Source organism: Chitinimonas taiwanensis DSM 18899 (assembly GCF_900119825.1).
Taxonomy (GTDB): Bacteria; Pseudomonadota; Gammaproteobacteria; order Burkholderiales; family Chitinimonadaceae; genus Chitinimonas; species Chitinimonas taiwanensis.
Genome location: NZ_FPKR01000004.1, coordinates 207561 through 232716 on the forward strand (window position 1 = coordinate 207561; position 25156 = coordinate 232716).

Here is a 25156-nt window from a genome sequence, read left to right on the forward strand (position 1 = left end):
GCCAGCTTGGCGCGCATCAGCCCCGGGCGATGCCAAACAGCAGCCACAGGCCGCACAAGAGCAAGAGCCAGGCAAAGCTACGTTTGAGGCGCGCATCGGGCAGCTTGTGGGCCAGTGCCACACCGGCCGATACCGTACACAGGCCGGCCACGGCCATGGGCAGGCCCATCTGCCAGTTCACCTGGCCGGCGCGAGCATAGCTCAATAAGGCAATCACCGCGCTCGGGGTAACCAGGGCCAGGGCCAGGCTTTGCGCCAGCGTCTGGCGCAGGCCGAACAGGCTGGTGAGCAGCGGGGTGGCCACCAGCCCGCCACCTATGCCCAGAAGCCCCATGCTGCTGCCGCCCAGCACACCCACCAGTGGCAGCCAGCGCGGCCCGAGCTTGGCGGCCCTGTCGTGGGCTTTCACTCGCTGCGGGCGCAAGAGCCGCCAGGCCAGCACGATCAGGAAGACGCTGAATAGGCTGCGCAGTAGCAAAGGCGGCGCGCGCGTGGCCCAGTGGGCGAGCAGGGCGGTGGTCAGCGCCGCCGCCACGGCAATGGCCAAGGCCTGGCGCCGGTCGCCCGGATGGCGCTGCTGGTAACGCCACCAGCCCATGAGCAAATTGGGCACCATCATCACCAGGGCCGTGCCCTGGGCCAGCGCCTGCGGCATATCGAACACCAGCGCGAATAGCGGAATGGCGATGATGCCGCCGCCAATGCCGAACAGGCCGCCAAAGAAACCAAGACCAGCGCCAAGCGTGAGGGTAAGCAGCCATTCGGCCGGGTGAGCAAACACGGGATGAACCTGAGGACGAACGCGTAGGCCGCCCATCATAGTCATGCGCCGTATGGCTACAATGGGCTTGATTTCATTTCATTGCTGCATGAAAGACACGAATGCGCGACGCTGCCGACCTGGCCTTCTTCAGCACCCTGGCGCGCCAACCCAGTCTGGCGCTGGCTGCGCCGCAGCTGGGCATCAGCGCGCCGGCGGTCAGCCGCCGCCTGGCCAAGCTGGAGGCGCGCCTCGGGGTGCGCCTGCTCAACCGCACCACGCGCCGGCTGAGCCTGACGCCCGAGGGCGAGCGCTACTTGGAAGAGGGTGAGCGCCTGCTGCGCGAGATTGCCGCGCTGGAGGCTTCGCTGGCCCAGGGGCGCGAACAGCCGCGCGGTCTCTTGCGCATCAATGCCACCTTCGGTTTTGGCCGCCGCCATCTGGCCCCGGCCCTGGCCGATTTCGCGCGCGCCTGGCCCGAGGTGGAGGCGGTGCTGCAGCTGAGCGACCGGCCGCTGGACCTGACCGCCGAGGCCTTCGATCTGGGCATACGTTTTGGCGCGCCGCCCGATGCGCGTGTGCTGGCGCGCAAGCTGGCCAGCAACCGGCGCCTGCTGTGCGCGGCGCCTGCTTATCTTGCCCAGGCGGGCACGCCGCGCCAGCCGCGCGATCTGCTTGGGCATGCCTGCATCGTGATCCGCGAGAACGAGGCGGCCTTCAATAACTGGCAGCTATCGGACGGCCGCCAGCAGCAGACCATCAAGGTACGCGGGCCGCTGAGCGCCAACCATGGCGAGATCGCAGTGGACTGGGCGCTGGCCGGGCTGGGGGTGCTGCTGCGCAGCGAGTGGGATGTAGCCGGCTATCTGCGCAGTGGTGAGCTGGTACGCGTGCTGCCCGACTGGCAGGGCAGCGAGGCCGATATCCACGCGGTCTACCCGCAGCGCCACCATCTGAGCGCCACGGTGCGTGTGTTCATCGACTTCCTGGCGGCCCGCTTCGCTGCCTATCGCGCCCAGGACGGGCGCAGCGCCTGGTAGGCGCAGGCGCCGTCTGGAAGCGGGCGCGCTGCTTCTAATCAGGGCGCCGGGTTGCTGTAGCGCGCCTGAATCGCTTCCACGCCGGCCAGTAAGGCTTCAGATAGCTGCACCTGCTGGCTGGCGATGTTCTCTTCCAGCTGGGCCAGGGTGGTGGCGCCAATCAGATTACTGGTGACGAAGGGCCGGCTATTGATAAAGCCGAGCGCGAGCTGGGTGGGCGTGAGGCCATGAGCCTGCGCAAGCTGCACATATTCGCGCGTGGCGGCCTCGGCGGCCGGCTTGGTGTAGCGCTGGAAGCGTTCGTATAGCGTCAGTCGCGCTCCCTCTGGCCGTGCGCCATTCAGGTACTTGCCGCTCAGTACCCCAAAGGCCAGTGGCGAATAGGCGAGCAGGCCAACTTGTTCGCGGTGGCTGAACTCGGAGAGGCCAATTTCGAATGTGCGGTTGAGCAGGTTGTAAGGGTTCTGGATGCTGACGATGCGCGGCAGACCGAGCTGCTCGGACAGGCGCAGGAACTGCGCCACGCCCCATGGCGTTTCGTTCGACACACCGATATGACGGACCTTGCCGGCGCGCACGAAGTCGGCCAGCACGCTCAGGGTTTCTTCAATCGCCACGCTCTGCTCGCCCTCCACCCATGGGTAGTTGAGGCGGCCGAAGGTATTGGTGCTGCGGTCGGGCCAGTGCAGCTGGTAGATATCCAGATAATCGGTGTTCAAGCGCTTGAGGCTGTCGTGCAGCGCCGCTTCCAGATTGGCGCGGTCGAACTGATTGCTCGCGCCGCGGATGTATTGCGGTTGATGGGGCTGGCGCTGCGGGCCGGCGATCTTGCTGGCGATCAGCACATCGTCGCGCCGGCCGCGCTTTTGCAGCCAGCTGCCGATATAGCGCTCGGTCAGGCCATAGGTCTCGGCCTTGGGCGGTACCGGGTACATCTCGGCGGTATCGATCAGGTTCACGCCATGCGCAATCGCATAGTCGAGCTGGGCATGTGCGTCGGCTTCGCTGTTCTGCTCGCCCCAGGTCATGGTGCCAAGGCCGATCAGGCTGACTTTCAGGTCGCTACGACCGAGTGGGCGGTATTGCATACGGTGTTCTCCAGGGGCGGTTGCGGTTTCAACTGGCCAGGTCCTGCAAGAGGCCATGGCGTTTGAGCAGGGTGCGCAGCACATTGCGGCTGATACCAAGCAGATCGGCACTGCGCACCTGGTTGTAGCGGCTGTGCTGGAACGCGGCCTGCACGATCTGCGCTTCGATGCGCGCCAATAGATCGGGGCTCGGTTCGGCAAACAGGCGTTCGAGCTGGCGGCCTATCGCGCTCAGCGGGTCGATGTCGGCATCGTTGGCGCTGCCGCCGGCAAGGGGCGCCGCGCCGTTCAGTTTCAGGTGTTCAATCTGCAGGCTGGCACCATCGGCCACCAGCAGGGCGAAGTGAATCACGTTTTCCAGCTCGCGGATATTCCCCGGCCAGGCATAGCTCAGCAGCGCGCGGCTGGCGGCCGGGCTGATCTCGGGCAGGCGCTGGTTCAGGCGTTGCGCATAGATGGCCAGGAAGTACTCGGCCAGCGGCAGGATGTCGCCGGTGCGCTCGCGCAGCGGCGGCAGATTCAGGCTGACCACATTGAGCCGGTAATACAGGTCCTGGCGGAAATGCCCTGCCTGCACCGCGCGCGCCAGGTCCACATTGGTGGCGGTCACCAGGCGCACATTGACGCTAATCGGTTTGCGCGCGCCCAGGCGCACTACTTCGCCCTCCTGCAGCACGCGCAGCAGCTTGACCTGCAGGGCCAGCGGCAGATCGCCGATTTCATCGAGGAACAGTGTGCCGCCATCGGCCGCCTCGAACCAGCCGGCGCGGGCGCCGCTGGCACCGGTAAAGGCGCCGCTTTCATGGCCGAACAGCTCGGCTTCGGCCAGGTTTTCGCTGATGGCGCCGCAGTTCACCGCCAAAAAGGGGCCGCGCCGGCCGCTCTTGCGGTGCAGATGGCGCGCGATCAGCTCCTTGCCGGTGCCGGTTTCGCCATGTACGAGTACTGGGGCCTGGCTAGGGGCGACGCGCTCCACCTCATCGAGCAGGCGGCGAGACAGCGGGTCGGCAAAGATCAGCGCCTTGGCGCGGATACTGAGCGGACTCTTCTCGGTCTCGGGAAAAGTCAGCAAGGGAGAGGGCAGGGCGTGCAGGGCAGTCATGACGGGCTCCGGTCGGATGGCGACGGGCCGACGCGCTGCGCCGGCCCAATTAGTTACAGTGTGGCAATCGACACCTCGGTCGATTTGACGAAGGCAATGACTTCACGACCGGGCTTGAGATCGAGTTCCTTGACCGAGCGGGTGGTGATGACTGAGGTGACGATGCCGGCCGGGGTGGCCACGTCGACTTCGGAGACCACCGGTCCTTCGATGATTTCCTTGATCGTGCCGCGGAACTGGTTGCGTACATTGATGGATTTGATGCTCATGGCAAGACTCCTGGGTGGGTGGTGGGTAAGACGGGATTCACACGCTGATCAGCGCATGGCTGACGCGTTGTTCAAGCTGGCCGGCCTGCAAGAGCACATTGCCGGGGTTGGGCAGGTGGGCGATCAGTCGCCCCACCGCGTCGTCGAGGCGTTGCACGATGGCATCGCCCGGCGTGGCGCGGCCTTGTTCGTCGGTGACGAAATCGCGCTCGCTGGCATACACGCCACCGACGATATGGCGCGCCTTCAGTGCGGACAGCACCGGCTGCAAGGCGTAATCGACCGCCAGCAGATGGGCCGGGCTGCCACCGGTGACCAAGGCCAGCGCGGCCTTATGCTCCAGTGCCCGTTCCGGCAGCAGGTCGAGCACCGTCTTCAGCGCGCCGCTATAGGCGGCCTTGTAGACGGGGGTGGACAGGATCAGCCCGTCGCTGGCGCCCAGCGCGTCAATCAGCGCCTTGATGGCCGGGCTGTCCCAGCGCGCCTCGATCAGGTCGGCGGGCGGGAAGTCGCAGAGCTGGAAGTGCCGGGTCTGGATGCCAAAGCCACTGAGTACCTGGCTGGCGCGTTTGAGCAGAAGGCTGGATTTGGACTGCGGGCTCGGGCTGCCGGCCAGTAGAACCACGGTGGACATAGCTGTACTCCAGTAACGAAGCGGTCGGGGCTGAATTGCTGGAGCGACTATAGGACTGGGTTTAATATTCCAAAAAAGAATGAAAAATGATTTCAAAATAACTAAAAATGAATATCGCTGCATCGCGAGGCCCCGCTGTTTGGCGCCGCATTGTGGGTTGTATCGATTGCAATGCAGGTTATTAAGATCAAAGAAAGCATTCTTTATGGCTATAAAACCATGTTGCTATGCTGCGCCCCACTACACATCCACTGCGAGGACTTACCATGACCCGCTTTACGCGCTTGATCGCTGCCACCCTGGCGACCAGCCTGTCCGCCGCCGCCCTGGCTGGCCCTGAACTGCTCAATGTCTCCTATGACGTGATGCGCGACTTCTACAAGGACCTGAATCCGGCCTTCGTGAAGACCTATCAGACCAAGACCGGCGAAACGCTGGTCATCCAGCAGTCGCACGGTGGTTCGGGCAAGCAGGCGCGTTCGGTCATTGATGGTCTGCAGGCCGATGTGATCACCATGAATATGCCGCCCGATATCGACGCGCTGCATGACAAGGCCAAGCTGATCCCGGAGAACTGGGCCAGCCGTCTGCCCAATAACAGCCTGCCCTTCACCAGCTTGCAGGTGCTGATCGTGCGTAAGGGCAACCCCAAGCAGATCAAGGACTGGTCGGATCTGGTCAAGCCGGGCGTGCAGGTGGTGATGCCCAACCCCAAGGTGACCGGCAATGGTCGCTACAGCTATCTGGCGGCCTGGGGCTTTGCGCTCAAGCAGCCGGGCGGCAATGAGCAGAAGGCACGCGAGTTTGTTGGTGCCCTGCTGAAGAATGTGCCGGTGCTGGACGGTGGCGGCCGCGCCGCGACCACCACCTTTATGCAGCGTGGTATCGGCGATGTGCTGCTGACCTTCGAGAACGAAGCGGAAATGATTGCGCGTGAATTCGGCCGTGGCGGCTTCGAAGTCATCTATCCGAGCCTGAGCGTGCGTGCCGAACCGCCGGTGACCATCGTCGACAAGGTGGTGGACAAGAAGGGCACCCGTAAGCAGGCCGAGGACTACCTGAAGTTCCTGTGGACCCCGGCTGCGCAGGAAATCGCCGCGCAGAACTATCTGCGCCCACAGGACCCGGCCGTGCTGAAGAAGTACGCGAGCCAGTTTCCGGCGGTGAAACTGTTTACCGTGGACGAGGTGTTCGGCGGCTGGCGTAATGCCCAGAAGACCCATTTCGATGACGGCGGCAGCTTCGATCAGGTTTACGCGAAGAAGTGAGGCGCTGACGCGCGGTGAGGGGAACGGTGTGCGGGGTCAGGTGGTAGACCCCGGCACGCGGGCGCGATAGCGGCCGGCCCCTCGTCACGCCTCCCCGCGCCACCTCACCCCTAACGCCTTACCCCTCACTCACTCATGAAATTCAAACAAGCCAGTGTCCTGCCGGGCTTCAACCTGGCCTTCGGCTACACCATCGTCTACCTGAGCCTGATCGTGCTCCTGCCGCTGTCTGCTCTGGTCATCAAGACCAGCAGCCTGAGCTGGGCGCAGTTCTGGGATGTGGTCAGCGATGATCGCGTGCTCGCCTCCTACAAGCTGACCTTTGGTGCCAGCCTCTTGGCTGCCGGCCTGAACTTGGTATTCGGCCTCTTGGTGGCCTGGGTGCTGGTGCGCTACCAGTTCTGGGGCAAGCGTTTTATCGATGCGCTGGTCGACCTACCCTTTGCCCTGCCCACCGCGGTGGCCGGCATTGCGCTGACCACCCTGTATGCGCCGAACGGCCTGATCGGCCAATACCTGGCGCCCTTGGGCATCCAGGTGGCGTTCAAGCCGCTGGGCATCGTGGTGGCGCTGACCTTTATCGGCCTGCCCTTCGTGGTGCGCACCGTGCAGCCGGTGCTGCAGGATCTGGAAGCCGAGTTGGAGGAAGCGGCCGCCTGTCTCGGTGCCAGCCGCTGGCAGACCTTCTGCAAGGTGATCTTCCCGGCCGCCATGCCGGCGCTGCTGACCGGTTTCACGCTGGCCTTTGCCCGCGCGGTGGGCGAATACGGCTCGGTGATCTTCATCGCTGGCAATATCCCGTTCGAGTCCGAGATCGTGCCGCTGCTCATCATCGGCAAGCTCGAGCAGTATGACTATGTGGGTGCCACCGCGATTGCCACGGTGATGCTGGCCATCTCGTTTGCGCTGATCCTGGTCATCAACACGATTCAGTGGTGGCATTCGCGCCGCCACGGCATGCGTAAATAAGGAGGCCGCACCATGCATAGCATGCAAGCTACACAACGCTCGGTGGCGACCGATGAGCCGCGCTGGGTGCGCTGGTCGCTGATTGCGCTGGCGCTGGCTTTCCTCGGCTTCTTCCTGGTGCTGCCACTGTTCTCGGTGTTTGCCGAGGCCTTGCGCAAGGGTTGGGCACTGTATGTGGAGGCCTTGATCGAGCCGGATGCGATTGCCGCCATCCAGCTCACCCTGATCGTGACCGCCATCGCCCTGCCGCTGAACTTGGTGTTCGGCGTGGCGGCGGCCTGGGCGATTGCCAAGTTCGATTTCAAGGGCAAGAGCCTGTTGATCACCCTGATTGACCTGCCGTTCTCGGTCAGCCCCGTGGTGGCCGGCCTCATCTATGTGCTGCTGTTCGGCGCCCAGGGCTGGTGGGGCGCGTGGCTGATGGAGCACGACATCAAGATCATCTTCGCCGTGCCCGGCATCGTGCTGGCCACCGTGTTCGTGACCTTCCCCTTTGTGGCGCGCGAGCTGATTCCGCTGATGGAAGCGCAAGGCACCGAGGAAGAGCAGGCGGCTATGGTGCTGGGTGCCAGCGGCTGGCAGCTGTTCTGGAAAGTGACCCTGCCGAATATCAAATGGGGCCTTCTGTACGGGGTGATTCTGTGCAATGCGCGCGCCATGGGCGAATTCGGCGCGGTGTCGGTGGTGTCCGGGCATATCCGCGGCATGACCAACACCATCCCGCTGCATGTGGAGATTCTCTACAACGAGTACAACTTCGTGGCCGCCTTTGCCGTGGCCTCCATCCTGGCCTTGCTGGCGCTGGTCACCCTGGCCGCTAAGAGCTGGGTGGAATGGCAGGCCGACCGCCAGCGTGCGCTGGACGCGCGCATGGCCACAGATCAATGAATGGTGTGAAACGTTTCACAGGAACGCTCCCATGAGTATCGAGATTCAAAACATCGCTAAACGCTTCGGCGCCTTCACCGCGCTGGACAATGTGAACCTGCAGGTGGAAACCGGCGAACTGCTGGCCTTGCTCGGCCCGTCCGGCTGCGGCAAGACCACACTCTTGCGCATCATTGCGGGCCTGGAAACGCCCGACGGTGGCCAGATCCGCTTTCATGGCGAAGACACCACTGAGCGCCATGTGCGTGAGCGTCAGGTCGGCTTCGTGTTCCAGCATTACGCGCTGTTCCGCCATATGACCGTGTTCGAGAACGTGGCCTTTGGCCTGCGCGTGCGCCCCAAGCACACGCGCCCGAACGACAAGGAGATCAAGCGCCGCGTGCATGAGCTGCTGAACCTGGTGCAACTCGACTGGCTGGCCGACCGCTACCCGGCCCAGCTGTCAGGCGGCCAGCGCCAACGGATTGCCCTGGCACGCGCGCTGGCGGTGGAGCCCAAGGTGCTGCTGCTGGACGAGCCGTTTGGCGCGCTCGATACCAAGGTGCGCAAGGAGCTGCGTCGCTGGCTCAAGCGCCTGCACGAGGAAGTGCATGTGACCTCGGTGTTCGTGACCCATGACCAGGAAGAGGCGCTGGAAGTGGCCGACCGGGTGGTGGTGATGAATAAGGGCCGCATCGAGCAGATCGGTACGCCCGAGCAGGTGTATGACACGCCGGCCACGCCGTTTGTGTACCAGTTCCTCGGCGATGTGAACCTGTTCCACAGCCGGGTGCACGGTGGTTTTGCCCAGGTGGGCGAGCACCCGATTGCGGCCGATGGCGCGGTGGCCTATGTGCGTCCGCACGATATCGAAATCCTGCGCGAACCGGCCCAGCAGACGCTGGCGGCCAAGGTCGACCATGTGCGCGCGATCGGCTCCATCGTGCGTTTGGAGCTGAGTCTTGAAAACGGCGACCCGGTGGAAGCCGAGCTGAGTCGCGAGGCATACGCGAATCAGCGCTTTGCCAGCGGCGAACGGGTGTATATCCGTCCGCGCAGCGCGCGCGTGTTTGCCGAAGACTTCGCGATCTAGTCCACGGCGGCCAGCCATACAAAAGGGCGACCCTGGGGTCGCCCTTTTGCTTGCTAGCGGTCATTCAGCGCTTGCTTAGGCGCAGTAGCGTGCCAGCAGCTGGGGCGGAATCGAGTCGCTCTCGCAGCGCCAGCCCTTGAGCTGGGCGCTGCCATCCTCGGCCAGGCTGGCGCTGCGCTTGAAGGTGCGGCCCGCCAGGGCGCCGCCTTGGAAGCTCACGCTGATGCTGCCCTTGCCATCCCATTCAATGCTGTCGATATCGCCATGGGCCAGATCGCGGGTATCCACACCCACATCGGCCGTGCTTTGCGGCCAGCCCTGATTGGTGAGCAGATACAGCCCGAGTGCCGATTCCAGCGGCGCGGTGGCTTGCAGTCCGGCCTGGATGGCCTGCTGCATATCCGAAGCGCTGCTGTTGGCTGCGGGTGCCGCCTCCGCCTCGACGGCCTCCATTTCGTCCGCCTCGCCTTCGGCCGGCAGTGCCGCCTCGGCATTCGGGTCCAGCGTCACGCCTTCCTGCTGCTCCATCAGGCTACGCAGGGCGCTTGCCTGGCTGGCTTCGCTGGCCTTGAGCTGGTAGGCCTTGAATTGCGGAATGGCAATGGCGGCCACCACACCGATCATGGCGATGGCGATCAGGAAGCCGCCGCCGGCCGGCATGCCGCTGCGCGGAACCCACAGGGCGAGCGCCCAGGCCAGCGGATGGCGCCTGGGCATGCTCGGTTCGCGAAACTGGCCGAGCTCGTGCACGGCATGCAGGCGCTTGGTCAGCCAGGGGTAGTCGCCGACCAGCTCATGAAAGGACATCCAGAAACCGCTGCTCGAGGCGCGTTGCCCCGCATACAGGCCGGCGTCGAGGCTTTGCGCATGCTTGCCGCCAGCGGCCAGCACGGCGACCGCGTGCACCGCATCGGCCGGGTTCGCGCAGCAGGCCAGACCATAGCGGTCGCAGGTGTATTCACGCGCGCGCGAATAGGCGGGGCCGATCAGCGGCAGCCAGGCCACCACGCTGAGCAAGGGGCCGTAGACCAGGTGCTTGCGCTGCAGATGACCGAGCTCATGGCCGATATAGAAATTCAGCGCTTCGGGGCGCTCGACCAATGCATCCACCAGCTCGGCATACAGGGCGATGTAGTTGCGGCCGAGGAATTTGGTGGCAAACGCATTGAACACGCCATCGCTGCGCAGCAGATAGGCTTCCGGCAACGTAGGCATATCGATCTTGTCCGCGCAGGCGGCAATGCGTGCATGCAGATCGGGGAACTGCTCGGGGGTGATGCGTACCGCTGTGCCCTTGATATAAGAGATAAAGCCCGACTGCACGAACAGATAGAGCAGGAAGAAACCCAGCACATAGACCAGGGCGTAACCCTGGGAGGCGAAGAGGATGAGCAGCCAGACCGGCACGGCCAGCACCGCCAGAATGGTGAAGAGAGTTTTTTCCTTCGGGTAGACCAAAGGTGTGGGCATGGAACCTCCTGAAAGGGATTTTCTTATCGTCATTGGCCTGCGCACCGGGAGGTGGCGGCCGGCCAGCATGATAGGCGAGCTGGCCTTATGACAAAAGAAAAACGGCGGGGTGATCCGCCGTTCTGCTTCCATGCTGATGGACTAATTGCTAAAGGAGTGGATTGCCAAGACTACTGCCAGTTGATATCGCGGTGGCACAGAAACCAAGCATACGCCCATGTTGCAATCAATATGGGAATGGTGATTTTTAATGGTGCAACGGCAATCGAAGCAGCAATCCCAAGCCAGCATGCCTGTTTTACAGTACGTTTCCTTACGGCTAGCCCCAGCGACCACGACCAGCCTAAGCCGAGCAACACTAACCAGCAGAGCGGGCTGACCAATATGATTATTCCTAGGGCGATCAACATCACTGCACTTTGCCCGAACACATTGGAGATCTGCAGCAGGCCATAAGCATTTGCGCTCACCAATGTGCCGAGCATTGCGGCAAATAGACTTATTGTTATCAGGGTGGAGATGGTTAGCCTTAGCATTGACCGCATGGTTCTTATTCCCATTGGCACGCCTTGCATGCGTGTGAGCGTAAATTAACAATCGCGGGGGAAAATACTTAGCTGCTCAGGCGGAGGCAAGATAAACAATGTTCCAGTTGACTCAATATCGCGAGATGCTTGGACGGTCTAAGCTGTGACTTCACCGCTTAGGCTCAAGTAAAAAAAAGCGGATATAAAAAAAGCGACGGTTTCTCGTCGCTTTTTTCACTGCATTGGCCAAGTGGCCTGGATTTTACTTCTGCTTGACGGCCTCGACCTGCACGGTGATTTTCACTTCGTCGCCCACGAAAGGCACATAGGCCTTCATGCCCCATTCGCTGCGCTGGATGGTGGTGGTCACATCGGCGCCGCAGACGAAGTCCTTGCCCATGCGCATATCGCACTTCATCGGGGTGATGTTCAGGGTCACCGGCTTGGTCACGCCCAACAGGGTCAGCGTGCCTTCGGCCTTGGTCGGCTTGTCGCCGTCGAAGGTGAACTTGTCGGCCTTCACCACGGCGGTCGGGAATTCGGCCACATTGAAGAAGTCCTTGCCCTTCAGGTGGTCTTCACGCGCGGCGAGGCCCGTGTACAGCGAAGTGGTCTTGATGGTGGCGGCCAGCTTGCCGGTCTTGGCAGCGCGGTCCAGTTCCAGCGTGCCTTCGGTCTCGCCGAACATGCCGCGGGTTACCGAGAAGCCCAGGTGGTTCACCTCGAAGCTCGGGTAGGTGTGTGTGCTGTCCAGCACGAACTTTTCCGGTGCGGCGAAGGCGGCGGCGGACAGGCCGGTGGCGAGCAGGGTGGCGATCAGTTTGGCTTGCATGGGTGTTCTCTCCTTGGAGGCTAGGGTTTAAGCGGCCGGCACTGCCGGCCGGCTGCTTACTTCGGTACGTAGAGCTTGAATTTCACCTGCACGGCGTCGGCCACGGCACCGACATCGCTCCACTCGCCTTCGCCTACCTTCCAGGCCAGGCGCGAAAGTGGGAAGCTGCCTTCAAACCACTGGCCCTTGGCGGCATCGGGTTTGACGGTGAAGGGGACGGTCAGGTTGGCGGTCTTGCCCTTCAGGGCAAACTGGCCGATAGCCTGGAACTTGCCAGCGCCCAGCGATTTGAACTGGGTGGCGGTGAAGGTGGCCTTGGGGAAGGCGCTGGTGTTGAACCATTCCTTCATCTGCATGGCCTGGTTGGCGTCCGAGCTGCCCGCGTCGGCCGCGGCCAGATCAACGGCGATGCTGACCTTGCTGGCGTCGAGCTTGGCATTGTCGAAAGCCACGTCGGCGGCGAATTTCTTGAACTGGCCTTCCACCGGCACATTCATCTGGGTGAACACGAACTTCACGCTGCTCTTGGCCGGGTCGGCCGGGGTGGCGTGGGCCAGGCCGGCGCTGGCCAGCAGGGCGAGGGTAAGGGTGGTCTTGCGCATTATTGATCCTTGATGGTGGGGCGCGGGCAGGCTTGCTGGACACTGGCGCCAGGCTTTGTCATGACAAACGCGTATCGGTTCCGTGGGCGGATACAGTCGGCTTACAACATGCGCTTGAGCACATCGTCGCGCTGGATGAAGTGGTGCTTGAGCGCGGCGGCGGCATGGGCGAGCGCTAGGCCGATCAGGGTCCAGGCGCCGATCTTGTGACCGAACTTGATCAGGCCGGCCACGTCTTCGTTCTTGGCCATCAAGTCGGGCAGCTGCACGAGGCCCAGCCACACCACCGGATAACCCTTGGCCGAGGAATACAGCCAGCCACCGAGCGGTACGGCAAACATCAGCACATACAGCACGATATGGGTGAGGTGGGCGACCTGCTTCTCCCAGCTAGCCATATTGGCTGGCAGCTCAGGCGGACGATGCGACAGGCGCCACAACAGGCGCAGCGCCACCAGCAGCAGCACGGCGATGCCTATCCACTTGTGGTAATTGATCAGCTTGAGCTTCTGCATGCTGAAGCCTTCCATATTGTCGGTGGTGATACCGAGCGCGAAGGCGGCGATGATGGCCAAGGCAGTCAGCCAATGCAGCGCGCGGGCGGGTAGCGTGTATTTGACGCTCATGTTCAATCCTTTCCTAGCTAGGCCAAGCTGGCCCTCACCGTGTATGGGTCGCATTATTCTGCAGCTTAGATACACCTGATAGCGGAGCTTTTTCACTGCCTTGTTCAAAAAAATCAAACAAGCGAAAAGCCGGTGTGCAATGAGCGCGCTAAGCCCGGCCCGCTCTGACGTAAAATAGCCGCTTATTTCCGATCAGCCTGTGAAAGCGTTCTTGCAATGATTCTTGGTATCGACCTTGGCACCACCAATAGCCTGGCCGCCGTCTGGCAGGATGGCCGCGCCGTGATGATCCCGAATGCGCTCGGGCAGACGCTGACCCCTTCGGTGGTCGGGCTGGATGACCAGGGCGAGGTATTGGTCGGCCAGGCTGCGCGCGAGCGTCTGCTCACCCACCCGCAGCTGACCGCCTCGGTCTTCAAGCGCTATATGGGTTCCAACCGCACAGAGCGGCTGGGCACGCAATCGTTCCGTGCCGAAGAGCTGTCGGCCCTGGTGCTGAAGTCCTTGAAGGCCGACGCCGAGCGCTTCCTCGGCCAGCCGGTGGAGGAGGCGGTGATTACCGTGCCCGCCTATTTCAGCGATGCGCAGCGCAAGGCGACCAAGATCGCCGGCCAGCTGGCCGGCTTGAAGGTGGAACGCCTGGTGAACGAGCCAACCGCGGCCGCGCTCGCCTATGGCCTGCATGAAGGCAGCCCGGAAAGCCGCTTTCTGGTGTTTGACCTCGGTGGCGGCACCTTCGATATCTCCATCCTTGAGCTGTTCGAAGGGGTGATGGAGGTGCGCGCCTCGGCTGGCGACAACTTCCTCGGCGGCGAGGATTTCAGCGAGCTGTTGATCGACGGCTTTATCGAGGCGGTGGGCAAGGCCCGCGGCCTGAGCGACAAGCAGGCTGATGCGAATCTCTACCAGGCGCTGCGCAAGCAGGCCGAGCAGGCCAAGCGCACATTGAGCAGCGCCGAGCGCGCGAGCATGGAGCTCCATTACCAGGGTGAGCTCTTGAGCTGGACGATCAGCGATAGCGAGTTTCTGCAGCGCTGCGAGCCGCTGCTCAAGCGTCTGCGCGAACCGATCGAGCGTGCGCTGCGTGATGCGCGCCTGAAGGCGATCGATCTCGACCAGATCGTGCTGGCCGGCGGCGCTACCCGTAAGCCCATCATTCGCAAGCTGGTGGCCAAGCTGTTTGGCCGCCTGCCTGCCATGAATATCAACCCGGACGAGGTGGTAGCCCAGGGCGCGGCGGTGATGGCCGGCCTGAAGGCGCGCGACGCGGCATTGAATGAAGTGGTGATGACCGATGTAGCGCCGTACTCGCTCGGCATCGAAGTCAGCGAGCAGACCGCGCCCGGCCGCTATCAGCCCGGCTTCTACCTGCCCATCATCGAACGCAATCTGGTGGTGCCGGTGTCGCGTGAGCAGGTGGTGAATACGGTGGCCGACAATCAGACTGCGCTGCATGTGCGCATCTTCCAGGGCGAGAGCCGCCTGGTGAAGGACAATATCTTCCTCGGCGAGATCACCATTCCGGTGCCGCCCAAGCCAGCCGGTCAGATGGCCGTCTCGGTGCGTTTCACCTATGACGTGAACGGCCTGCTGGAAGCCGAGATGACCGTGGAAGCTACCGGTGAGAAACACCGGCTGATCATCGAGGATAACCCGGGCGTGCTGACGCCCGAGCAGGTGGAAGAGCGCCTGCACGCGCTGTCCAAGCTGAAGATTCATCCGCGCGAACTCTTGCCGAACGCGACCTTGCTGGCGCGGGCCGACCGCATGTACCAGCAGCTGCTCGGCGATGAGCGCCAATGGGTGGCCCAGGCTGCCGCGCAGTTTCAGGCGATTCTCGAGCAGCAGGACGAGGCCGCCATCGTGAAGGCGCGCGAGGAGCTTAAACGCGTGCTGGACGAGCTGGAAGGCGAGGGCTGGCTGTAAGCCGGTAAGACGATGCCCTGGAACGAACTGGGCCTGGACCCCACGCTGGACGAGCGCGCGATCAAGCGCGCCTATGCCGCGCGCCTCAAGCACACCCGCCCCGAAGACGACGCGGCGGCGTTTGGCCGCCTACGCGATGCCTACGAGGCGGCGCTGCACTGGGTGCGCTGGCAGCAGGCCGAGCAGGCCCAGGCCGCGACCGAAGCTGCCGAGCCGGTGGCCGAGGCCACACAAAGCGCGCCGGCTGCCGACACGGCCGCTCACTCCGCAACGGCGCCCGAGCCCGATCCTGCCGTGGTGCAGACCGTCTGGTGGCGTGAGCAGGCCGGCGCGCAGTCCGATGAGGCCGAACCGGCCTGGCTGGCCCTGCGCCGTGCCGCGCATGAGCGCGACTACCCGGACGAGGAACTGGCCGCCGATGCCGAACGCTATGGCTGGCTGGACGTGGAGCGCGCCCAACCGGGCCCGGCGGAATGGCTGCTGCGTGCGCGTTTCCGCCTCTACCACCTGTATACCGATCAGTTGATACGCCAGCTGGTGTCCAGCGGCAGCGAGGACGCAGCACTGGCGTGCTTGCCCGAGCTGCTGCAATGGCCGTTGTGGGAGGTGCTCGACGCACGCGCGGTGCTCGAACAGAGCCTGGCCGACTGGCTGGGTGGTTTCGAGGACACCCCGCTGCGCCTGGTGGCCGCTCTGGCGCAATGGGGCGGCTGGCTGGATGCCGAGGGCTATGCGCGCGCCGGGCTCAGCCGACCGGTGCTCTGGCTGTGCGAGCGCCTGCGCCAGGAATCGGTCTGGCAAGACTGGCAGGCGCTGGCGCGCGAGCGCGGTGGGGATCAGGCGACGCGCCAACGTAGCCGCGTGTTCGCCGCCGTCCTGTTGCCGAGCAAACCCTGGCAGCGCTGGCTGGCCGGCTATTCCGGTCAGCTGGCGGCCCAGGTGCGCCATCTGCTCGACGAAATTGAATACGCCTGGCCGGCGCTGTTTGCGCGCCTGGACCCCGAGATGCTCGCCTTCTGGCGCGGACCGCAGGCTGGCTGGGCCAATCCGCCCGCCTTCCTGCTGCTGCCCGTGCTGCTGTGCGGCCTGGGTGGTGCCGGTCTGCTGTCCTACGGGCTGGGCGAGCTGGAGGGGATCAGCCCCTGGGCGTGGTTGCTGCTTTGGCTGGGGACATTCATCGGCTGCGCGGCGGGCACGCTCTGGCTCGGTAATTTGGCCCGCTATCACTGGCCGCGCAAGCTGGCCAGCTGGGCCGAGACGCGTCCGGCCTTGCACCGCGCGCTGGCCAATGGTTTTGCGCCACTGAGCGGCGCCCTGTTCGCCCTGTTATCCAGTCTGATCTTTAGCGCGCTGTTCGCCACTGAGCTGGGCGCCGGCGCGCTGCTGCTGGGTCTGGCCCTGGCCGTCTTGCTGTATGGCGCGCGTTTCGCGGTCTGTGCCTGGCCTGAACGCTGCCTGCCTGCGCCCTACCTGCGCGCGCGCGCGGCCGGCTTTCGCCCGCTGATCTGTGCGGGGATAGGCTTGGCGATTGGTTTGATCGGCGCCGCACCGCTGGCTGCGCATGAAGACAGCGCCGAGCCGGCCACCGCGTTTTACTGGGCCTTGGCGGCCGTGCTGGCGACGGTGTTCTGGCTATTTGCCCTACGCCACTATGCGGGCAAGCCGCCGCGTCAGGCTGCGCCCTCGGGCTGGAGCCCGAGCTGGTGGTGGTTGCTGTGGGGGCTGATGTTTCTGGCGCCGGCCCTGTCGAGGATGTTGAAAGGATGACGATGAGCAGCCCGGAATGTTGGCAGCACCTGGGGCTGACGCCGACCCCCGATGAACGCGAGATCAAGCGTGCCTATGCACGCCTGCTGAAAACTACCCGGCCCGAGGATGACCCGGAGGGTTTCCAAATCCTGCGTAGTGCGTTCGAGGCGGCGCTATGGGCGGCCGATGCGCTGCGTCAGGCAGGACCGGCGCCCGAGGTGGCCGAGGCCCCTGGCCGCGACACGCGCGACCTGAATCTGGAGGCGCAGCTGCGCCCGCATATCGAGGAGCTGGCGCGCCTGAATGAGCAGGGCACCAGCGAGGAGGCGCTGCTGGCGCTGGCCGAGCTGATGGTCCGCTTCGATCTGCACACTGCCAAGCAGCAGGATGCCCAGCTCTGGTCCTTGTTCGAGGACGGCATGCTGTGGGTGTGCTGCGATATTGCCGCCAACCACGATGATTTCCTGCGCGAGGCGATTGCGCTGTTCGGCTGGACCGAGCCGGGTAACTGGCTGGCCGAGAAGGACGCGCGTACGGTGGAGTGGCTGAAGCTGCGCCTGAAGGAGGCGGATGCACTGAGCGCGGTGGATGCGCTGCTCGACCAGCTTGAGCGCGGCGAGGAGGGCGATGCCAGCCAGCAGCTCGCCCACCTGGTCGAGGACGAGATGCTGGTCAATGTGGATGTGCGCCATCTGTTTGAGGCGGAGCTGATGGTCGGCCTGTCCGAGCTGGAACCACTGCCCATGGTTTTCAGCCAGCGTGCGATCGAGCTGTTTGGCTGGCAGCGCGATTACCGCCATCTGCATGAATACCATCCGGAAGCCTGGGAGCGCTTCCACGGCCGCGCTGAGCATCTGGTGGTCTGAGGCGCCGGCCGCAGGCCTTTGCCGGCGGCGCGGCGCAGCGAAAATGGCGACGGCACTAGCTTTGCATGCGTATGGCATCTAATCTTGCTGAAATTCGAATATAAGTCGGCGGGTCTGGGAGCATCAATGAAAGTGTCGTTCTGGAAGACGGACTGGTTTGTCGGTCTGCTGGTGGTGGTCGTGTTTACCCTGGTGGGCAGCAGTAGCAATCTGCTGGCGGCCTTGGAGCGCAAGGCCTATGACACGGGCCTGAGCCTGACCGAACGCCAGCCCAGCGACCGTATTGCCATCATCGCCATCGACCAGACCAGCCTCGACAATATCGGCCGCTGGCCGTGGTCGCGCGATATCCATGCCCAGCTGATCGACAAGCTGGCGGCCGCCAAACCCAAGCTGATCGTCAGCTCGGTACTTTTCACCGAGGCCCAGGAAGATAAGGGCGCAGCCTACATCAAGCAGCTGCTGGCCCTGTATCGCGCCCAACCCAAGCCAGCCGTGCCCGAGCCGGTGCTGGATGCCGAGAGTGGTGAGCTGCAAGCCGCCCCCGCGCCGCGCCCCGATCGCTTTGGCGCCCTGCTGGCCGAGGCTGCCGCCAAGCTGGATTTTGATGCCCAGCTGGCCGCCAGCCTGGGTAGGGCGAATAGGGTGCTATTGCCCATGTTGCTCGATCCGGGCGAGGTGCAGGGCAATCCGGATGCCGAAACCCCCGACTATGTGAGCGCGAACGCGGTGACGCCGGCTGGTGACCCGCGCCATGGCCTGCCGGTGCCCAGCCGCCGCATGCTGGCCCCGATTGCCCCGCTGGCCAGCAAGGCGGCCGGCATCGGCCACCTGACTGCGCTGCCCGATCTGGCCGATGGGGTGGTACGCATCGAGCCGCTGGTGATGCGCTACTACGATGCGCTCTATCCCTCCCTGGCCCTGTTGACCGTGGCCAAGAGCCTGAACCTGCCGCCCGAGCAGATCGTGCTTGAGTACGGCGAGGCCGTGCGCTTGGGTGGCCTGACAATGCGTACTGATGCCGATAGCGCGCTGCTCACTTATTACTATCCCGAGCGCGGCAATCAGCCGGCTTTTGCCACCGACTCCTTCTTCGATGTGCTGGCCGACAAGGTGTCGGCCGATAAATACCGCGACAAGATCGTACTGATCGGCACCACTGCCTCCGGCATCGGCACCAGCTTCGTCACCCCGCGTGGGGCGGGCATGGCGCCGGTGCAGCTGCTTGCCCACAACGTGTCCAGCATTCTTCAGCAGGACTACTTCACCGCGCCGGCCTGGGGCTATTGGCTCAAGCTCGGCCTTTGCCTATTGGTGGCGCTCTATCTAATGCTGGTGCTGCCGCGCCTGAAGGCCGGTCCGGCCGCTGCGCTGACGGGCGCGGGTTTCGCGCTACTGCTGCTCACCCACTTCCTGCTCATGGGCAGCCAGATGATGTGGCTGGAACTGATGAGCCCGGCGGCCCTGCTGCTGCTTGGCCATCTGGTGCTGACCACCAAGCGCTTCCTGCTGACCGAGCGCGGCAAGGAGGCCTCCGAGCTGGGTGCGGCCGAATCGAACCGCATGCTGGGCCTGGCTTTCCAGGGCCAGGGCCAGCTGGACATGGCCTTCGATAAGTTCCGCAAGGTGCCGCTGGATGCCGGCCTGATGGATACCCTGTACAGCCTGGGTCTGGATTTCGAACGCAAGCGCCAGTTCAACAAGGCCGAGATGGTCTACCGGCATATGGCCAGCTTTGATCCGAAGTTCAAGGATCTCGCCCAGAAGCTCAGCCGCGCCAAGCAGATGGCGGAAACCGTCATTCTTGGCGGAAATGCGGCAGCCAGCCCGTCCGGCACCCTGGTGCTGGGTGGTGATGCGGTGGAGAAACCGATGCTGGGTCGCTACCGGGTCGAGAAGGAGCTGGGTAAGGGCGCCATGGGCGTGGTCTATCTGGGCAAGGACCCGAAGATAGGCCGGGTGGTGGCGATCAAGACCATGGTGCTGAGCCAGGAATTCGAGCCCGATGAGCTGGAGGAGGCACGCAAGCGCTTCTTCCGTGAGGCGGAGACGGCCGGGCGGCTCAACCATCCGAATATCGTCACCATCTACGATGCCGGCGAGGAGCAGGACCTCACCTATATCGCCATGGAATTCCTCAAGGGCAAGGATCTGACCCCGTACACCAAGGCCGGCCAGCTACTGCCGCTGGCGGATGTCATGCATATCGTGATCCAGGTGGCCGAGGCGCTCGATTACGCGCACCGCCAGAATGTGGTGCACCGCGATATCAAGCCGGCCAATATCATGTACGAGCTGGACAGCCGCCAGGTCAAGGTCACCGATTTCGGCATCGCGCGCATTACCGATGCCAGCAAGACGCGCACGGGCCTGGTGCTGGGTACGCCCAGCTATATGTCACCCGAGCAGTTGTCGGGCAAGAAGATCGATGGTCGTTCTGATCTGTTCAGTCTCGGTGTGATGCTCTACCAGCTCAGCGTGGGCGGCCTGCCGTTCAGTGGCGAGTCGATGGCCGAGCTGATGTTCCGTATCGCCAACGAACCGTATCGCAATCCGCGCGAGATCAACCCCAAACTGCCCGAGTGCCTGGTCAGCGTGATCGACCAGGCCTTGCACAAGAATGCGGATGAACGTTTCCAGTCCGGCCAGGCTTTTGCCGACGCGCTCAAGCAGTGCGCCGCGACCTTATAAGAGAGTTTGTGCATGTCACAGCTTGTCAACGCGCTTGAAATCGTCGGTCTGACCGACCCGGGCATGGTGCGCGGCCATAACGAGGATGCGATCGACTTCGATCCGGCCGCCGGTCTCGTCATCCTGGCCGACGGCATGGGTGGCTACAATGCCGGCGAAGTGGCCAGCGGCATCGCCACCACCCTGCTGTCCCAGGGCATCAAGGCTGCCCTCGAGGTGATGCCACCGCATCTGCCCGAGACCATGAGCCAGAAGCCGGCCGCGCACCGCATCCTGCGTCTGGAGATCGAAAAGGCCAATCTGGCCATCTTCCAGACCGCGCAAAGTCAGCCGCAATGTGCGGGCATGGGCACCACCCTGGTCACCGCGCTGTTCTACGACAATCGCCTCACCGTGGCCCATGTCGGCGACTCGCGCCTCTATCGTTTGCGCGATGGTTTGCTGCAGACCCTCACGCGGGACCATTCCTTGCTACAGGAGCAGCTCGATAGCGGTCTGATCACCCCTGAGGAAGCCAGGCAGTCGCATAACAAGAATCTGGTGACCCGTGCCGTGGGCATAGACCCGCAGCTCGAGCCCGAGCTGAACGACTATGACGTCGCCCTGGGCGATCTGTATCTGTTCTGTTCCGACGGACTGAACGATATGGTCGACGATGAGGATATCGCAGCGGTGCTGAACCAGCTGAATACCCATCTGCCCGAGGCGGCGCAGCAATTGATACAAATGGCGAACGACAATGGCGGGCGAGATAATGTCTCGGTCGTCCTGGTTCGCATCAACCGGAAATTCGCCGCCCAACGCGGCTTGTGGTCCCGCCTGCTGGGCAGGCTGGGCCGCTGACAGGAAGCAAAAGGAAACACTGATGGCCAAACTCATTCTCAGCCTGGACGGCGTGGTCCTGCGCGAAATCAAGCTCGATCGCGATACCACTCGCATCGGGCGCAAGCCATTCAATGAGCTGCAGATCGATAATCTCGCCGTCTCGGGCGAACATGCGCGCCTGAGCCTGATCGGCGGCGATGCCTTCCTCGAAGATCTGGACAGTACCAATGGCACCTCGATCAATGGCCAACCCATCCAGCGCCAGATGCTCAAGGATGAGGACAGCATCGAGATCGGCAAGTACAAGCTCAAATACCTGAGCGAAGCGGGCCTCGCAACCGGCCGGCCGCAGCCCGATGATCTGGACAAGACCATGGTGATTCGCGCCGACAGCCTGCGGCCCATGCCGCCCAGCGATGCCAAGGCGCCGGATACGGTCATGGAGCTGCCAGCCGCCAAGCCGGCTGCCGCCCCCAGCCCGGCGGCCACACCGGCGCCGGCCGCACCTAGCCATTCGGCCAGTGCCGACCTCAAGCCGGCGGCCATCAAGGTGTTGACCGGCGGTAATGCCGGCAAATCGCTCGATCTGGTGAAGAATCTGACCTCGCTGGGCAAGCCCGGTGTGCAGGTGGCCATCATCACCCGCCGCCCGACCGCCTATTTCCTCACCCATGTGGAAGGCCCCAGCCGACCGCTAATCAATGGGCGGCAGATTGGCGTGCAGGCCGAGGCGCTGAACGACCACGATGTGATCGAGCTGGCCGGGGTGAAAATGGAGTTCTTCTACAAGTAAGGCGAGCATGAAAACGCTGCGCCGCCACTGGCTGCAACTTCTGCTGAGCGCCCTGGTGCTTGGCTGCTTCCTCGCTTACGCAGCCCATCTGTGGCGTCCACGCGCGTTGGAGCAGATCGACCACTGGCTGTATGACGCGCGTCTAGTGATGACCATGCCGGGCGGCATCGATCCACGCGTGGTGGTGGTCGATCTCGACGAGCGCAGTCTGGCCGAGGTCGGGCGCTGGCCGTGGCCACGCAAGGTTGTTGCCGAGCTGGTCGACAAGCTGGTGGTCGACTACCAGTCGGCTGCGGTCGGCTTCGATATCGTGTTTGCCGAACGTGACGACAGCTCCGGCCTGCCGGTGCTGCAACAGCTGGCGCAGACCACGCTGCGCGATGAAGCGGCTTTCCAGCAGCAGTTCGCCACCCTTCGCGATCAGCTCGATTACGATGCCATGCTGGCTGCCAGCCTGCGCGACCGCCATGTGGTGCTGGGCTACTACTTCAGTTTCGAGGACGGCGCGCCGCGCAGCGGTGTCTTGCCCAAGCCGGTCTTGCCGGCCGGCATCTTCAAGGGCCGTAGCGTGCAGCCGGTGGTGGCGCCGGGCTTCGGCGCCAATCTGCCCGTGCTGATGGCGCAGGCCGGTGCCGCCGGGCATTTCAATCCGCTTACCGACAGCGATGGCGTGACGCGCCGCGTGGCCATGCTGGTCGAGCATGAGGGCCGCTATTACGAATCGCTGTCGCTGGCCATGGTGCGCAGCTATCTGAACTACCCGCCGCTCGAGCCGCTTTATGGCGCCTCGCCGTTGAAATCCTACCAACCGCTGGAATGGCTGCGCCTCGGGCCCTTGGCCGTGCCGGTGGATGAGCATATCCGCGCCCTGGTGCCTTACCGGGGCGAGCAGCGCAGCTTCGCCTATCTATCCGCCGCCGATGTGCTCAAGGGCCGTGTCAACAAAGATGCGCTGGCTGGCCGCATGGTGCTGATCGGCACCACTGCGCCTGGCCTGCTCGATCTACGCGTGGCGCCGGTGGGGGCGGTCTACCCCGGGGTCGAGGTGCACGCGAATATGATCGCCAGCATGCTGGATGGCAGCCTGCCGGCCCAGCCCGACTATCTGCGTGCCGCCGAACTGTTCGTGCTGCTGATCAGCTCTGGCTTGGTGCTGCTGGTGCTGCTGCGCCTGAACCCGCTGCCCGCCACCTCGCTGACCGCCCTGGTGCTGCTTGCGGTGGTGGTGTTGGACTTCGCGCTGTGGCAGTACGCGCGCCTGGCGCTGCCGCTGGCGGCCAGCTTGCTCAGTATTCTGTTGCTGTATGCGATTTCGATGGCCTACGGCTACTTCTTTGAGTCTCGCAATAAGAAGCAGATGGCCAGCCTGTTCGGCCAATATGTGCCGCCCGAGCTGGTGGCGCGCATGAGCGAGGAACCGGAAAAATACTCGATGGACGGGCAGAGCCGCGAGCTGACCGTGCTGTTCTCTGATGTACGCAGCTTTACCACCATTTCGGAAAGCATGGAGCCGAAGGAGCTGACCCGCTTCATGAACGAATTCCTCACCACACTCTCCGAGGTGATACGCAACCGCTATCTGGGCACCATCGATAAATACATGGGTGACTGCGTGATGGCCTTTTGGGGCGCGCCGATTCACGACCCTGACCATGCGCGCAGCGCGGTGCTGGCCTCGTTGGCCATGCAGGAGGCGATTGCCCAACTCGGCCCCAGCCTGGAAGCACGTGGCTGGCCGCGCATCCAGATCGGTATCGGCATCAATACCGGACGCATGACAGTCGGCGATATGGGCTCGCAGATCCGCAAGGCCTACACGGTGATGGGCGATGCGGTGAACCTGGCCTCGCGCCTGGAAGGCATTACCAAGCGCTATGGGGTCGGCATCCTGGTCGGCGAGCAGACCCGTGCTGCAGCCGGGCCTGATCTGGTTTTCCGTGAGCTGGACCGCGTACGGGTGAAGGGCAAGGATGAGCCGGTCACCATCTACCAGCCGCTGGGCTTGGCTGCCGAGCTGAGCAAGGCGCAGCGCGATGAATTGGCACTATTCCAGCAAGCGCTCAAGCTGTATCGCGCGCAGAATTGGGATATGGCCGAGCTGCAATTGCTGAATCTGCAGCAGCGCGAGCCAGACAGCGTGCTGTACGCGCTCTACCTGGCGCGTATCCGGCACTTCCGACTATCCGCGCCGCCGGCTGACTGGGACGGCGTGTACGACTTCGACAGCAAATAGGCCGGCTAAACAACAAGCGGCCAGCCCGCTGGCAAGGGGCAGGGGACAAACTATGCGGCTCAAGGTGCTCGGATGCAGCGGCGGAATCGGCGGCGTCCAGCGAACCACCTCCTTTCTGCTTGGGCGCCATACGCTGATCGATGCGGGCACCGGCGTTGGCGAGCTGTCGGTGGCCGAGATGGCCCAGATCGATCAGGTCTTCCTCACCCATTCCCATCTCGACCATATCGCCCTGCTGCCACTGCTTATCGATACCGTGGGCGCCATGCGCAGCCAGCCGCTCACCGTATACGCGAGCGCGGCGACCCTGGATGCGCTGGGCAAACATATCTTCAATTGGCAGATCTGGCCCGATTTCCGCCAGATACCGAGTGCTGCCCAACCGTTCATGCGCTTTTGTGCGCTTGAAGTCGGCGAGTCGCTCACCTTGCCAGACAAGCTGACCGTCACAGCCCTGCCTGCTCTGCACACCGTGCCTGCTCAGGGCTATCAGCTTGATTCTGGCCAGGGCAGCCTGGTGTTTACCGGCGACACCACGGTGAATGACAGCCTGTGGCCGATACTCAACCAGATGGACGCGCTACGCGGCCTGATCATCGAAACCGCCTTCTGCAATCGTGAACGCGAACTCGCCCAGGCCTCGCGCCATCTCTGCCCGGCCATGCTGGCGGTCGAACTGGCCAAGCTCAAGCGGCCCACCGAGGTCTACATTACCCATTTGAAGCCGGGTGAGATCGAGCTGACCATGCAGGAAATCAGCGAGGACGCGGCGGCTTTTCATCCCAAGATGCTCAAGAACGGCCAAATCCTGGAGTTCTGAGCAGCGCGCTTGTCCTAGCTTGCGTGTGGCCTTATCGCCCAGCTGCTCTGAATGCCTTGCACATGAATGGTCATCGCTTGTACACCGCCTGGGGTGATAAATAACT

The 25156-nt window shown here is 63.6% G+C and carries 23 protein-coding genes; 13 read left to right on the top strand and 10 right to left on the bottom strand.

The genetic code is table 11. The annotated features are described in order from the left end of the window. Positions 1 to 16 precede the first annotated feature (16 nt). Complete coding sequence (locus tag BT173_RS06460; protein WP_245794137.1) at positions 17 to 781, bottom strand: sulfite exporter TauE/SafE family protein; 765 nt, start codon at positions 779 to 781, stop codon at positions 17 to 19. 101 nt (positions 782 to 882) lie between these two features. On the opposite strand from BT173_RS06460, the gene BT173_RS06465 reads away from it, so the two are divergent. After that, positions 883 to 1800 (top strand): LysR family transcriptional regulator, encoded by a 918-nt coding sequence (locus BT173_RS06465; RefSeq protein ID WP_072427815.1) that lies wholly within the window; start codon positions 883 to 885, stop codon positions 1798 to 1800. A gap of 38 nt (positions 1801 to 1838) precedes the next feature. On the opposite strand, the gene BT173_RS06470 is transcribed toward BT173_RS06465, so the two are convergent. The 4 genes from BT173_RS06470 to ssuE are packed head-to-tail and all read right to left on the bottom strand — an operon-like array spanning position 1839 to position 4893. After that, complete coding sequence (locus BT173_RS06470; protein WP_072427816.1) at positions 1839 to 2888, bottom strand: NADP(H)-dependent aldo-keto reductase; 1050 nt, start codon at positions 2886 to 2888, stop codon at positions 1839 to 1841. Between the two features lie 28 nt (positions 2889 to 2916). Continuing rightward, positions 2917 to 3990 (bottom strand): sigma-54 interaction domain-containing protein, encoded by a 1074-nt coding sequence (locus BT173_RS06475; protein ID WP_072427817.1) that lies wholly within the window; start codon positions 3988 to 3990, stop codon positions 2917 to 2919. A 53-nt stretch (positions 3991 to 4043) separates the two neighbouring features. Next, positions 4044 to 4259 carry a TOBE domain-containing protein gene (locus BT173_RS06480; RefSeq protein WP_072427818.1) on the bottom strand — a complete coding sequence of 72 codons (216 nt, stop codon included), beginning with the start codon at positions 4257 to 4259 and terminating at the stop codon, positions 4044 to 4046. Positions 4260 to 4296: 37 nt separating this feature from the next. Next, entirely contained in the window at positions 4297 to 4893 is a 597-nt protein-coding gene (ssuE, locus tag BT173_RS06485) for an NADPH-dependent FMN reductase (RefSeq protein WP_072427819.1), read from the bottom strand. Between the two features lie 266 nt (positions 4894 to 5159). Between ssuE and BT173_RS06490 the strand changes: the two genes are divergently transcribed. The 4 genes from BT173_RS06490 to BT173_RS06505 all read left to right on the top strand — a co-directional run bounded on the left by BT173_RS06490 (position 5160) and on the right by BT173_RS06505 (position 9090). Then, positions 5160 to 6161 (top strand): sulfate ABC transporter substrate-binding protein, encoded by a 1002-nt coding sequence (locus tag BT173_RS06490; RefSeq protein ID WP_072427820.1) that lies wholly within the window; start codon positions 5160 to 5162, stop codon positions 6159 to 6161. Positions 6162 to 6296: 135 nt separating this feature from the next. Then, the gene (cysT, locus tag BT173_RS06495; protein WP_072427821.1) at positions 6297 to 7130 is read left to right on the top strand and encodes a sulfate ABC transporter permease subunit CysT; all 834 of its coding nucleotides are present in this window, start codon (positions 6297 to 6299) and stop codon (positions 7128 to 7130) included. Between the two features lie 21 nt (positions 7131 to 7151). Further along, entirely contained in the window at positions 7152 to 8018 is an 867-nt protein-coding gene (cysW, locus tag BT173_RS06500; RefSeq protein WP_308417558.1) for a sulfate ABC transporter permease subunit CysW, read from the top strand. 31 nt (positions 8019 to 8049) lie between these two features. After that, positions 8050 to 9090, top strand: a complete 1041-nt coding sequence (locus BT173_RS06505; protein ID WP_072427823.1) for a sulfate/molybdate ABC transporter ATP-binding protein — start codon at positions 8050 to 8052, stop codon at positions 9088 to 9090. 75 nt (positions 9091 to 9165) lie between these two features. On the opposite strand, the gene BT173_RS06510 is transcribed toward BT173_RS06505, so the two are convergent. The 5 genes from BT173_RS06510 to BT173_RS06530 all read right to left on the bottom strand — a co-directional run bounded on the left by BT173_RS06510 (position 9166) and on the right by BT173_RS06530 (position 13147). Next, positions 9166 to 10560, bottom strand: a complete 1395-nt coding sequence (locus BT173_RS06510) for a M48 family metalloprotease (RefSeq protein WP_072427824.1) — start codon at positions 10558 to 10560, stop codon at positions 9166 to 9168. Positions 10561 to 10730: 170 nt separating this feature from the next. Next, positions 10731 to 11105, bottom strand: a complete 375-nt coding sequence (locus tag BT173_RS06515; RefSeq protein WP_139256066.1) for a hypothetical protein — start codon at positions 11103 to 11105, stop codon at positions 10731 to 10733. Between the two features lie 244 nt (positions 11106 to 11349). Continuing rightward, the gene (locus tag BT173_RS06520) at positions 11350 to 11919 is read right to left on the bottom strand and encodes a YceI family protein (protein ID WP_072427826.1); all 570 of its coding nucleotides are present in this window, start codon (positions 11917 to 11919) and stop codon (positions 11350 to 11352) included. 56 nt (positions 11920 to 11975) lie between these two features. Continuing rightward, positions 11976 to 12521, bottom strand: a complete 546-nt coding sequence (locus tag BT173_RS06525; RefSeq protein ID WP_072427827.1) for a YceI family protein — start codon at positions 12519 to 12521, stop codon at positions 11976 to 11978. 101 nt (positions 12522 to 12622) lie between these two features. Further along, positions 12623 to 13147 carry a cytochrome b gene (locus BT173_RS06530; RefSeq protein WP_072427828.1) on the bottom strand — a complete coding sequence of 175 codons (525 nt, stop codon included), beginning with the start codon at positions 13145 to 13147 and terminating at the stop codon, positions 12623 to 12625. A 216-nt stretch (positions 13148 to 13363) separates the two neighbouring features. Between BT173_RS06530 and BT173_RS06535 the strand changes: the two genes are divergently transcribed. The 8 genes from BT173_RS06535 to BT173_RS06570 all read left to right on the top strand — a co-directional run bounded on the left by BT173_RS06535 (position 13364) and on the right by BT173_RS06570 (position 25050). Next, positions 13364 to 15073 (top strand): Hsp70 family protein, encoded by a 1710-nt coding sequence (locus BT173_RS06535; protein ID WP_072427829.1) that lies wholly within the window; start codon positions 13364 to 13366, stop codon positions 15071 to 15073. 12 nt (positions 15074 to 15085) lie between these two features. Continuing rightward, on the top strand, positions 15086 to 16840 hold the full coding sequence (locus BT173_RS06540) for a hypothetical protein (RefSeq protein WP_072427830.1): 1755 nt from the start codon (positions 15086 to 15088) through the stop codon (positions 16838 to 16840). Further along, positions 16837 to 17688 carry a hypothetical protein gene (locus BT173_RS06545; protein WP_139256067.1) on the top strand — a complete coding sequence of 284 codons (852 nt, stop codon included), beginning with the start codon at positions 16837 to 16839 and terminating at the stop codon, positions 17686 to 17688. The genes BT173_RS06540 and BT173_RS06545 overlap by 4 nt, the downstream gene beginning before the upstream one ends. 126 nt (positions 17689 to 17814) lie before the next feature. Then, a complete protein-coding gene (locus tag BT173_RS06550; RefSeq protein ID WP_072427832.1) occupies positions 17815 to 20379 on the top strand; it encodes a CHASE2 domain-containing serine/threonine-protein kinase in 2565 nt (854 codons plus the stop codon). A gap of 12 nt (positions 20380 to 20391) precedes the next feature. After that, positions 20392 to 21222: a Stp1/IreP family PP2C-type Ser/Thr phosphatase gene (locus BT173_RS06555; protein WP_175545565.1), complete on the top strand. Its 831-nt coding sequence runs from the start codon at positions 20392 to 20394 to the stop codon at positions 21220 to 21222. 22 nt (positions 21223 to 21244) lie between these two features. Further along, the gene (locus BT173_RS06560) at positions 21245 to 21997 is read left to right on the top strand and encodes an FHA domain-containing protein (protein ID WP_072427833.1); all 753 of its coding nucleotides are present in this window, start codon (positions 21245 to 21247) and stop codon (positions 21995 to 21997) included. A 7-nt stretch (positions 21998 to 22004) separates the two neighbouring features. Further along, positions 22005 to 24230, top strand: coding sequence for a CHASE2 domain-containing protein (locus BT173_RS06565; protein ID WP_072427834.1), 2226 nt, complete (start codon positions 22005 to 22007; stop codon positions 24228 to 24230). Between the two features lie 52 nt (positions 24231 to 24282). Next, entirely contained in the window at positions 24283 to 25050 is a 768-nt protein-coding gene (locus BT173_RS06570; RefSeq protein ID WP_072427835.1) for a 3',5'-cyclic-nucleotide phosphodiesterase, read from the top strand. Positions 25051 to 25156 lie beyond the last annotated feature (106 nt).

Coding starts and splice junctions, on each gene's coding strand:
- BT173_RS06465 (WP_072427815.1), top strand. CDS start 883: ATGCGCGACGCTGCCGACCTGGCCTTCTTCAGCACCCTGGCGCGCCAA.
- BT173_RS06470 (WP_072427816.1), bottom strand. CDS start 2,888: ATGCAATACCGCCCACTCGGTCGTAGCGACCTGAAAGTCAGCCTGATC.
- BT173_RS06475 (WP_072427817.1), bottom strand. CDS start 3,990: ATGACTGCCCTGCACGCCCTGCCCTCTCCCTTGCTGACTTTTCCCGAG.
- BT173_RS06480 (WP_072427818.1), bottom strand. CDS start 4,259: ATGAGCATCAAATCCATCAATGTACGCAACCAGTTCCGCGGCACGATC.
- ssuE (WP_072427819.1), bottom strand. CDS start 4,893: ATGTCCACCGTGGTTCTACTGGCCGGCAGCCCGAGCCCGCAGTCCAAA.
- BT173_RS06490 (WP_072427820.1), top strand. CDS start 5,160: ATGACCCGCTTTACGCGCTTGATCGCTGCCACCCTGGCGACCAGCCTG.
- cysT (WP_072427821.1), top strand. CDS start 6,297: ATGAAATTCAAACAAGCCAGTGTCCTGCCGGGCTTCAACCTGGCCTTC.
- cysW (WP_308417558.1), top strand. CDS start 7,152: ATGCAAGCTACACAACGCTCGGTGGCGACCGATGAGCCGCGCTGGGTG.
- BT173_RS06505 (WP_072427823.1), top strand. CDS start 8,050: ATGAGTATCGAGATTCAAAACATCGCTAAACGCTTCGGCGCCTTCACC.
- BT173_RS06510 (WP_072427824.1), bottom strand. CDS start 10,560: ATGCCCACACCTTTGGTCTACCCGAAGGAAAAAACTCTCTTCACCATT.
- BT173_RS06515 (WP_139256066.1), bottom strand. CDS start 11,105: ATGCGGTCAATGCTAAGGCTAACCATCTCCACCCTGATAACAATAAGT.
- BT173_RS06520 (WP_072427826.1), bottom strand. CDS start 11,919: ATGCAAGCCAAACTGATCGCCACCCTGCTCGCCACCGGCCTGTCCGCC.
- BT173_RS06525 (WP_072427827.1), bottom strand. CDS start 12,521: ATGCGCAAGACCACCCTTACCCTCGCCCTGCTGGCCAGCGCCGGCCTG.
- BT173_RS06530 (WP_072427828.1), bottom strand. CDS start 13,147: ATGAGCGTCAAATACACGCTACCCGCCCGCGCGCTGCATTGGCTGACT.
- BT173_RS06535 (WP_072427829.1), top strand. CDS start 13,364: ATGATTCTTGGTATCGACCTTGGCACCACCAATAGCCTGGCCGCCGTC.
- BT173_RS06540 (WP_072427830.1), top strand. CDS start 15,086: ATGCCCTGGAACGAACTGGGCCTGGACCCCACGCTGGACGAGCGCGCG.
- BT173_RS06545 (WP_139256067.1), top strand. CDS start 16,837: ATGACGATGAGCAGCCCGGAATGTTGGCAGCACCTGGGGCTGACGCCG.
- BT173_RS06550 (WP_072427832.1), top strand. CDS start 17,815: ATGAAAGTGTCGTTCTGGAAGACGGACTGGTTTGTCGGTCTGCTGGTG.
- BT173_RS06555 (WP_175545565.1), top strand. CDS start 20,392: ATGTCACAGCTTGTCAACGCGCTTGAAATCGTCGGTCTGACCGACCCG.
- BT173_RS06560 (WP_072427833.1), top strand. CDS start 21,245: ATGGCCAAACTCATTCTCAGCCTGGACGGCGTGGTCCTGCGCGAAATC.
- BT173_RS06565 (WP_072427834.1), top strand. CDS start 22,005: ATGAAAACGCTGCGCCGCCACTGGCTGCAACTTCTGCTGAGCGCCCTG.
- BT173_RS06570 (WP_072427835.1), top strand. CDS start 24,283: ATGCGGCTCAAGGTGCTCGGATGCAGCGGCGGAATCGGCGGCGTCCAG.